Source organism: Mangrovactinospora gilvigrisea, assembly GCF_001879105.1.
GTDB classification, from domain to species: domain Bacteria; phylum Actinomycetota; class Actinomycetes; order Streptomycetales; family Streptomycetaceae; genus Mangrovactinospora; species Mangrovactinospora gilvigrisea.
In genome coordinates, this window is record NZ_MLCF01000089.1 from 1 (window position 1) to 6,284 (window position 6,284).

The 6,284-nt window shown below is 67.4% G+C and carries 9 protein-coding genes; 3 read left to right on the forward strand and 6 right to left on the reverse strand.

Features of this window, described 5'->3' with window-relative positions; genetic code table 11:
• Positions 1-689 precede the first annotated feature (689 nt).
• Complete coding sequence (locus BIV57_RS16200) at positions 690-911, forward strand: hypothetical protein (RefSeq protein ID WP_071657532.1); 222 nt, start codon at positions 690-692, stop codon at positions 909-911.
• A gap of 240 nt (positions 912-1,151) precedes the next feature.
• Here the strand turns inward: BIV57_RS16200 and BIV57_RS16205 are convergent, their stop codons facing one another.
• From BIV57_RS16205 to BIV57_RS16215, 3 genes are all read right to left on the reverse strand, one after another.
• Positions 1,152-1,463, reverse strand: a complete 312-nt coding sequence (locus tag BIV57_RS16205) for a hypothetical protein (RefSeq protein WP_071657533.1) — start codon at positions 1,461-1,463, stop codon at positions 1,152-1,154.
• Positions 1,464-1,602: 139 nt separating this feature from the next.
• Positions 1,603-2,142, reverse strand: a complete 540-nt coding sequence (locus tag BIV57_RS16210) for a Uma2 family endonuclease (protein WP_071657534.1) — start codon at positions 2,140-2,142, stop codon at positions 1,603-1,605.
• A gap of 40 nt (positions 2,143-2,182) precedes the next feature.
• Positions 2,183-2,431: a GntR family transcriptional regulator gene (locus tag BIV57_RS16215; protein ID WP_071657535.1), complete on the reverse strand. Its 249-nt coding sequence runs from the start codon at positions 2,429-2,431 to the stop codon at positions 2,183-2,185.
• Between the two features lie 145 nt (positions 2,432-2,576).
• Between BIV57_RS16215 and BIV57_RS16220 the strand changes: the two genes are divergently transcribed.
• Positions 2,577-2,843, forward strand: coding sequence for a hypothetical protein (locus BIV57_RS16220; RefSeq protein ID WP_245797724.1), 267 nt, complete (start codon positions 2,577-2,579; stop codon positions 2,841-2,843).
• A 431-nt stretch (positions 2,844-3,274) separates the two neighbouring features.
• On the opposite strand, the gene BIV57_RS25250 is transcribed toward BIV57_RS16220, so the two are convergent.
• On the reverse strand, positions 3,275-3,415 hold the full coding sequence (locus BIV57_RS25250; RefSeq protein ID WP_175548776.1) for a hypothetical protein: 141 nt from the start codon (positions 3,413-3,415) through the stop codon (positions 3,275-3,277).
• 204 nt (positions 3,416-3,619) lie between these two features.
• Between BIV57_RS25250 and BIV57_RS16225 the strand changes: the two genes are divergently transcribed.
• Positions 3,620-4,501 carry a helix-turn-helix domain-containing protein gene (locus BIV57_RS16225; protein ID WP_071657536.1) on the forward strand — a complete coding sequence of 294 codons (882 nt, stop codon included), beginning with the start codon at positions 3,620-3,622 and terminating at the stop codon, positions 4,499-4,501.
• A 79-nt stretch (positions 4,502-4,580) separates the two neighbouring features.
• Here BIV57_RS16225 and BIV57_RS16230 read toward each other — a convergent pair whose 3' ends face one another.
• Both BIV57_RS16230 and BIV57_RS16235 read right to left on the reverse strand, forming a co-directional pair.
• Positions 4,581-4,877, reverse strand: a complete 297-nt coding sequence (locus BIV57_RS16230; RefSeq protein WP_139275697.1) for a hypothetical protein — start codon at positions 4,875-4,877, stop codon at positions 4,581-4,583.
• 232 nt (positions 4,878-5,109) lie between these two features.
• Positions 5,110-5,946 carry a GNAT family N-acetyltransferase gene (locus BIV57_RS16235; protein ID WP_071657538.1) on the reverse strand — a complete coding sequence of 279 codons (837 nt, stop codon included), beginning with the start codon at positions 5,944-5,946 and terminating at the stop codon, positions 5,110-5,112.
• Positions 5,947-6,284: the final 338 nt, after the last annotated feature.

Below are 6,284 nucleotides of genomic sequence, written 5' to 3' on the forward strand. Positions count from 1 at the left end.
GACACCGCGCACGCCGCTACGCGGCGTAAGCGATGGCGCGCTAACGCGCGCCGGGGATACCGCCCCCTCCGGGGGCGTACGCGGTTCCTCCGGCGCTCCGCGCCTCCGAGAACCGCGCTAGCTGGCTATAAGCCATGCCTGACGCTCTGCAAACTTGCTGGTCAAAGCGAGATTTGAAGTAAGGTCAGACTCTTGACGGGTGCGGTGGTCGCCTGCTGGCGGTACCTGATCACACTTACCCGGGGCGGCTGACGCTCCGCGCCAGCCTTCGTCAAGCTTGAACCCTCTGTAAGAAATGATACCTCATCAGCCTGTCTAAGTACACCCATATTGGTCTACTCCATAACTGATGTCCAGTCAGATATCGTATAGACGATAGGTGGCAAGATGGCATGCGGCGTCACCTTCCCCACGGCCCCGCAAGCCGTCGGCCATCTCCCATTCCTCCACCGACCCTCGCAACCACACCACCACCCCGGCCGGATTCACCGGGCCGCCTCGGCGTCCCGAGGCGGCGCAGGACCCAACCGACACCCTCTTTGCCACGCGCGTCAGATCCGGCAATCGATCCCCCTCAAAGAGGGTCGGAAAGGGTGGCGCAATCATCACTCAAGCGATATTATTAAGGCGTCAGGTTAACTCCGGCGCAGCCTCACCAGCCGCGCCCAACACCGAAAGAGGCGTTACCAATGGCCGACGCAAACGCCATGTGCACCCACACCTTCACTCCCGTCGACAACGGCAAGGTGCTGGAGGACAAGCGCATCACCTACGCCGACGTCACCCTTGGCGAGGTGGACGACCTCGGTGCGACCAACCCCACCGAGGCGATCACCCACACCGTCAACAACGGCAAGCACGAGGTCAAGATCCAGCAGCCCGACGGCTTCCACACCTATACCGAGAAGTAAGAGCGCATCCGGAGGGGCGAGGCGGGGCCAGAGCGCCCCGCCTCGCCCCTCCGGCGTTCCGCCACCTGACACCCCGGCACAGACACGCCGGGCATAGGTGCGGCCAGACCGGCGCGGGACGGTCGCGCCACTGGGCCCCTCACGCTCGGACTCGACCGCAATGGGCCCAATCGGGCCAGGTGTGGCGTGTGGACACGCAGCAGGCACATACCCGCACGCCACACTGATCGTGACGGACTGTCAGACTTGGTTTCGGATGTCGTCGCCGTACTTGCTGCCGCCGACGAACCAGCCGAGGTGATCCGTCATCAGAGCCTCCATGGTGGTGTTGAGGTCCTTGGGAACACTGGCGCCGTTCTCTCGATACGACTCGATGACGCCCACGTAGAACGCGGCTGCACTCGACAGCGCGTCAGGCCCGGTGAAGGTGACGACGTCGGGCAGCTCGATGTAATCGTCACGGTGGACGACCGGGGCGACCGAATGCCCGCCGCTGAGGCGTGCGGCCAGTTGAGCCAGTGAATCAAGGGTTTCGCGTTGATTGCTCGGCATGGCGGTGACCTCTCCTGGTGGGAGCACAGTGGTGAGCTGTCATGTCAATAGTAGCACCCATGTATGTTGAGCCCCGCTAGGAACGCCCCGCCATCCCCGTCAACCAAGGCGCCGGGGAGAGGGGTCGGCCTGGCGCGGTTTAGCTGTGCTCGGGGTACTGGTGCCAAGCGGCCGTCTCGACCTGCACCGGCGTTCCACCAAGCTTCAGGTCGATCGGGTCACCGAACCGACCTTTGGTCTTGGCGATGTACATCGGGCCGTCGGCCGACTCCACCAGTTCCATCACGGTCCACGTGCCGTCACGGGGGTCCGCGATCAGATAGACAGCGATCTTGTGGCGGGCGTACGCCTTCGTCTTGTCGCGGTAGTCCATCGCCGCGGACGACGGGGAAACCACCTCAGCCACACCCAGGAGCACGGACGCGGGGACATCGCGCCACTCGGCGTCAATACGCTCAGGATCCAGAAAGGCCACGTCCGGGCGCGGCTTGCCGTCCGGGCTTAGATCGATACCTCGTTCACGCCATGCCTCGACCGGCCCCTGATAGAGCTGGTGCTCAATGTCACGACCGATCAGATCGTGAAGGAGAACAGGGTTCGCCAGAACGCGGATCTCGCCGAGGAGGTACTGAGCAACAGTGCCCGTCGGCGGCTCGAAGTCCTCCCATACCTTGTCCATGTCGGCATCAAGGCCACACCAGGAGTTCACAGGCCCGAACCTAACGCTCCGGGTCTCGATCCGCCGGATCAGCCACAAAGGACCCGATGCCCACCTCAGCGCGGATGATCCCGCGCTCCTTGAGCGATAGCAGCGCCTTCTGCGCAGTCGACGCAGCAACTCCGAACTCTGCCGAGAGACCCACAACGGAGGGGACCGGGTCCCCCACCTCGTACGTCCCGTCAGCAATCCGCTCTTCGATGGCCGCCGCGATCTGGCGCCAGAGCGGCCGAGTTCTATCAAGATCCACACCGTGGACCGTAGGACATTGCAGTATGCTGCGCGACCGCAGATGACCGCGGTAGACTTCAGTAGACCTATCATCAAGACAAGCCCCGGCGGCCGCTGGAACGACCCCGGGGCGTGGCCAACGCCGAACATGAAGGAGCGTTGACGTGAAGGAATCTAGCGGTTCAGAGCGCGGGATGGATGACGTCCCCGGGGTGTCGGTGCGGATGCGGTACCGGCGGTTTGATGAGGCGCTGAAGGAGGGGGACGCCGCGGCGCGGTCGTTGGCGGATGCGTTGGAGGTGGCGGGGTTCAAGCTTCCGTCGTTGTCGGGGGACTTCCCGGCGATAGACGGGGCGGCGTTGGTGCGGCTCGGTGGGTGCTCCTCTGCCCTGGCGTTCCGGCTCGCTGAGTGGATCCGGGAGCACGCGTGAGCGCGGCGGAGGCGGCCGGGTTGCCGTGTCGGGGGTGCGGGACGTGCCGGGAGTTTGCGGCGGCCGGGCGGGCGGCGCGGGCGCGGGGTGACGGGACGGCGGCGGATGCCGCGCGTCGGGGAATGCGCGCTCACCTGGCGGCCGGTGCGCATGGCGCCGGATCGGGGGTGGTGGGTGGTGCCTAGTCGTCAGCGCGGGCGGATGACGCTCCGGGTGTACCGGGTCGACTCGGTGACCGGGGAGCGGCGGGAGGTCGCGCCGCGCGAGGAGTTCGACGGGTGCGGGGATCCGTTGGAGTCTCCGGGCCTGCCGCCGTGTGCGTGCCCGTTGTGTGCGTCAGGGGTGACCCCTCCTGGCGGGGGCACCCCTGTGCGTGCTCGTTGAGCGTCGGGCCGGGCCCGGGAGCGGATGCCTCCCGGGCCCGGTGGGCGCTACTTCTGGCGCTTGGCCAGGTGGCGCGGGCAGAGCATGAGCATCTTGCCGTCGACCTTCAGCGGGAACTGTCCCGCGCGCTCGTTGCAGCCGTCGGGGTCCTGGCACTTGATCTTCTGGCGGCTGTTCGTGCTGGTCATGTCTCTCCTCAACGCGGTGATGGTGTTGCCACTGGTGAAGTGACATCTAAAAGATAGCAATCACAACGCGTTGACGTCAGTGCAAATCGTGATCAAGCCACAAGATGGCCGATACCAACACCGTCCACCGCCGCCAGCCTTCATGACCTGCGCCGATGGCCTCCACCCACCCGAGAATCCCCATCCCCGAAGGACCCAACACCGATGCACATTCGGCACACCGCGCACACCCACGCCTTCACGGTCATCCCGAACGCAATCGCCCGGCATCCCCGCCTGTCGCTGACCGCCGTGGGCCTGCTGGCCCGTCTGCTGTCCCTGCCCGATGGGACGCGGGAAACCATCCACACGCTTGCCGAGAAGGTCTCAGAGGGCCGTCTGAGGGTCCGGAAAGCCTTCTCGGAGCTGGAGCGCGAGGGCTACCTCACGCGCACCCGCATGCAGGACCCCGACACCGGCCTATGGCACACCGAAGTGACCGTCACCGATGTGCCGAATGACCAGTCTCCGGACGCCGGTGGGCCGGGGGCTCAGGCCGTCGGCCGCTCCCCCAAGGGGGAAAGAACCAAGGGAAAGAACCACCCACCCCAACCCGCCACGGATCCGCCAGGATTGGAGGGCGAAGGAAGCGGCGCGGGGAGTGACGCGGGGCCCACGGCGGCCGTGCTGCACCGGGTGGGGCGCGCGGAGCCGCGATTGCGGCTCAGTCCCGGTGAAGTCCTCGCCGTGGCGCCGCTGGCCGCCCAGTGGCTCGCCAACGGGGCCACATCCGCCGAGCTGCACCACGCGCTCACCGCCGGGCTTCCGGCGCGGGTGCACGCGCCCGCGCGGTTCATCGCCAACCGGTTGGAACGCAAGATGCCCCAGCCCCGGCCCGCCGTACGTCCGTTGGGCGAGTGCGCCGACTGCCGTATGCCGCTGGCCCGGGAGGCGGAGGGGGCGCGGTGCGGGCGATGCGACGTCAGCCCACCGGCCGCATCCGTGTCCGCGGCTCCGGCCGCCGAGGGGCGGCGACTGCTGGAGGCCATCCGGCAGCGCAGGATGCGGCGCGGGTGGGCTCCTGGAGCCCACCCGCTACCCGCCTGATCCGCCCGCTCAGGCATCCGCAGCACCACGCGGACGCACAGGGGCGGGGCCAGAGCAGACCGCCGCCGTCCTGATCGACCTACCCGGCCTGTTCCGCGAACCACAAGGCAGCGGCCTCGGCCGAGGTCGTGCCCCGCCCCATCTTCTTCAGCCCGTACAGATGGGTCGAGTCCACGTAAGTGACCTTCTCGGCGCGGTAGTTCACCCATCGGTCGAACTGCCAGAACTCGTAGCCGTACCACTGGTGAAAATCAAGCTTCACGTGATAGGTCACGGAGTCTTTGACCACCGTGTCGGGCTGCTCGCCCTTGCTCCAACCGGGAAGCTTCAGCAGCTCGGTCACGATGTCGGACACTTTCGGCTCGTCGCTAGCCACGCGGCCCGCCTCTCTCGTCGCTGGTGAGGCGACATCCCTTGGTAACCTGACATCTCAATCATAGCAAATCACTTCAGCGAATCCAACCCCCTAGCCACACCCGTCACCAGGGGCGCCAGGTGGAGGGGGTGCGGGGCGGCGCGGATCGTCACCCCACGCCCCCGCCCCAGCCATGCCATGCCATGCCCACCCCCGTGCGGCTGGAGGACGCCGCCCCCGCGCGGCCCCCCACTCACCGCACGTAAGAGAACAGGCGGTCAACCTCCACGAACCCCGCCGACCGATACAGCCCCTTGGCCGCCACCCGTGACCGCTCGCGGGGGTTGTCGTCGTCAACGTAAAGGATCATCTCCCGCGCCCCCTGCTTCGCCAGCACGGCCGCCGCCGAACCGAGCATCGCGCGACCGAACCCGCGCCCCGTCACGTGCGCCTCAAGCCACCGCAGAACGCCGATGCCCTGTTCCGGCGCGCTCACGCTCGCCTCTGCCACCTGACGGCCGCCCTCCGACAACGTCAATTCCCAACCGTCCCCGGCCCTCTTGGATCGCACCCCCGGCACACCGGGGATGTTCAGCGGAAGGTCGGCCCGCATGTACGACCACAGGTCATCACCCCGGAAGCCCGCGCGCAGCAGTGCCGCATGGGTTGCCGGGCGGTGCCGAACCGGCAGGCCCTCCAGGCCCAAGCCCAGCGCTGAGGCGAACTGGAACGCCTCCAGGCGCGCGCGCCCGGCGAGCGCGTCAACCGCATACGCCACCAGCGCCGCCGCCACTTCTTCCCGCTCCCGGCAGTGCAACCACAAGATCAAACCCGTGTCATCCTTCCGACGTACCGCGAACGACACCACGCCCACCACGGCCCCACCCTCAACCGCCACCACCGTCACCGGCGCGTCCAATGCCTTCCACCACTCGGCGTCATGACGGGATCGGCCCTTGAGGGCGTCCGTCAGATCTGCGGCGGTTGCGCGGGGCTGGCCGGGGAGCCGGTCAGCGTTGATCAGGTTCAGCACCGCGTCCCGGTCCGACCGTGCCAACGGACGCATGATCAGCTTTGCTGTGCGGTTCATGAGCTGTGCCCCTCCTCGCCTGGTACGCGGTGCCAGGGTGGTGATTCCCCGGACGTCAATGCCTTGACACTTAAAGAATAGCACTGATGGGTGACAGCGCAATCGATTATCGGCCCCAATGGCGTCCGCATCCCCGGCAACTTCGGCGGGACCGCCAGGCACAGGGGGGTCCAGGGCGAGCAGCCCCCACCCGCGGCAACGCATCAGGGCCGGACACGCATCACGCGCACCCGGCCCCCTCCAACACCCCTCCCCCCGGAGGGAAGCGGCGAGACCTTGCGGCCCCGCCGCCCCCACCCGACGGTCAGGCGTCAGGCGTCAGGCGTCAGCCCTGACGA